General features: G+C 68.5%; 3 protein-coding genes and 1 tRNA gene. 1 reads left to right on the forward strand and 3 read right to left on the reverse strand.

Going from position 1 to position 2,165, the window contains the following annotated elements; translation table 11 throughout:
- The coding region (locus A5691_RS26835; protein ID WP_068263346.1) for a 1-acyl-sn-glycerol-3-phosphate acyltransferase at positions 1-598 on the reverse strand (598 nt) is incomplete at its 3' end.
- Positions 595-1,350 (reverse strand): CDP-alcohol phosphatidyltransferase family protein, encoded by a 756-nt coding sequence (locus A5691_RS26840; RefSeq protein WP_082950522.1) that lies wholly within the window; start codon positions 1,348-1,350, stop codon positions 595-597. The genes A5691_RS26835 and A5691_RS26840, both read right to left, overlap by 4 nt.
- A gap of 270 nt (positions 1,351-1,620) precedes the next feature.
- Between A5691_RS26840 and A5691_RS26845 the strand changes: the two genes are divergently transcribed.
- Positions 1,621-1,974, forward strand: a complete 354-nt coding sequence (locus tag A5691_RS26845; RefSeq protein WP_156675489.1) for a hypothetical protein — start codon at positions 1,621-1,623, stop codon at positions 1,972-1,974.
- Positions 1,975-2,064: 90 nt separating this feature from the next.
- On the opposite strand, the gene A5691_RS26850 is transcribed toward A5691_RS26845, so the two are convergent.
- Positions 2,065-2,138: transfer RNA gene (locus tag A5691_RS26850), tRNA-Leu, on the reverse strand.
- Positions 2,139-2,165: the final 27 nt, after the last annotated feature.

Below are 2,165 nucleotides of genomic sequence, written 5' to 3' on the forward strand. Positions count from 1 at the left end.
CGACGTCGCCCCGCAGCGCCAGCACCTGCGACCGCAGTTGCGGTGCGGAGGTGGTGTGGGGATCGACGGGCGTACCGAGGCGTACCTCCATCGGGCCGGGCATGAAGCTTCCGTCCTTCGGCAGGACGTCGGCAGTCCCCACGATCGCTACCGGAACGATCGGCACGCCGCAGTCTCGTGCCAGACGTACTGCGCCGAAACGAAATTCGCCAATCACGCCGTCTGTCGATCGCGTTCCCTCGGGGTAGATGACGACGGTCCGTCCCGCGCGAAGCGCGGGGCCGGCGGCCGCGAGCAGCGCGTCGTAGTTGCCGTCGCCCGAGCGTCGCACCGGCAGTATCCCGATCAGCGAGGTCGCGATGAAGCGTCGCACCGGCACGTCGAACCAGTAGTCGGCCGCCGCGCCGAAGACAGGACGAGCTGCGGACGGCAGCGCCGCCACCAGCACCGCGGTGTCCGCGTGGGAGGCGTGGTTGGCGACGACGACACAGCCGCCCTTGGCGTTCCAACGCCCGGTCACCGTCAGCCCGCCCGAGACGGCACACACCGTCCGCCAGAGCCGGTGCCGAAGCACGCTCGCAATCCGGCCGGTGGTCATGCCGCCACCAGCGCCATGGGCAGCGTGACGGCATTGGAGAGGTGAGCCGCGGTAACCGGTTGCGTGATCGCATCAAAGTGCTCGAACAGCGCGACAGGCACAGTCGCTTCGATCTGCAGATCGCGGGGAACGAAGTCCGGCACGCGCTGCGCCTTCAGTTCGCGATGCGCGGCCCGCAACCGCAGAATGGTCGTGAGCAGTGATCCGTTCACCAACTGCACCAGCAGGACGGGCATGATCACGGGGAATGCGGTGGCCAGCACCAGGAACAGGCAGCGTTCGGTCTTGCCGAGCGGTCCGCCGTTCCGCCGCGTGAGGCCTGCAGCGGCAACGGCCAGCGATGCGAAGGTCGGCAGTGTGGCGGCCAGCGCCGCCAGCAGGACCTGAAGCACCGGCCAGGACAGCCAGTTCAGTCCGGGGCCGTGCTGCCGCGCCGCCCAGACCGCCAGGCCGCCGAAGGCGAGCAGATCGGCGGCGCGGTCGCCGACTTCGTTGACGACGAAGCCCCATGGCCGGCTCACCCCACGAGCTCGGGCGACCGCCCCGTCGAGGTTCGCGCCCGCCAGGCGCATCACCATCAAGACCGCCGCCAGCGGCCACCATCCGAACGCGATGGCAGTTCCCGCAGCGCCCGCCGCCGCGACACCCGCCGCGGTGAAGACGTCGGGAGACACTCGACGAGCCACCGCGATGTGGACGATCGGGGCCAGCCTCTTGGTGAACCACGGCTTCAATGCGTAGAGGCCGGCCACGCGAGTTTTACGAGAAGTCGAAGGGGCTGCGTGATGGATAGCGACGTTGGTGTTGATGGCCGGCTCCTTTCGTTTCGTGCCGAGTCCTACAGGGGACGCGCCACCTGGTGGCGGCGCGTGCGACAAGTAAATGGAGGCGCACGGACTACCGATCCCAATTCGTTGACGTGCCGTCACCAAAATGAGGCGATCACCTCATGCGCGGCCGTGGGCGCCGCCGCAAGACTTGGGTCACCGCGTGACATCGCCACCGATCGACGAGGGGAAACCGTGACGACTCCTGGACCACACCCGCGCCCGCGTCGCCTCATCGCCGGTGCTGTCATGGCCGCGGTCGCCGCGTTCGCGTCGGCGTTCCTGGCGGCCCCGCCCGCCGCGGCATTCACCTACCCCGACCCGATCTGTAATGGGATGGCCTGCAGCTACCAGTGGTGTCCCGGCATGCCGCTACCGATGGCGTCGGCGGGGACGCCCAACTGGGACATGAATGCCTGGCACCGGTTCATGATCGGACAGATTTCCGCCAACTCGCCGGCGTGGGTGACCAACGGAGGGCTCAACCGCCAGGTCAGTCCGATGGTCATCGAGGGTGACCCGGGACCCTGCCCGGGCTGCGTGAGCTGATCGCCGGTTGCCGGCGCGTTCCGGTCGCCTTCCGAGTCCGCTATCGGTTGCCTCGGTGATTCGGTCCCCGGGTGCCATTCAATTCACCGGTGCCCCCAGTCGGACTCGAACCGACACTGGGCGGATTTTAAGTCCGCTGCCTCTGCCAATTGGGCTATGGGGGCCCGGCGGCGAATCTAGCGCGCGGGCGC

This window comes from Mycobacterium sp. E183, assembly GCF_001667735.1.
Classification (GTDB): domain Bacteria; phylum Actinomycetota; class Actinomycetes; order Mycobacteriales; family Mycobacteriaceae; genus Mycobacterium.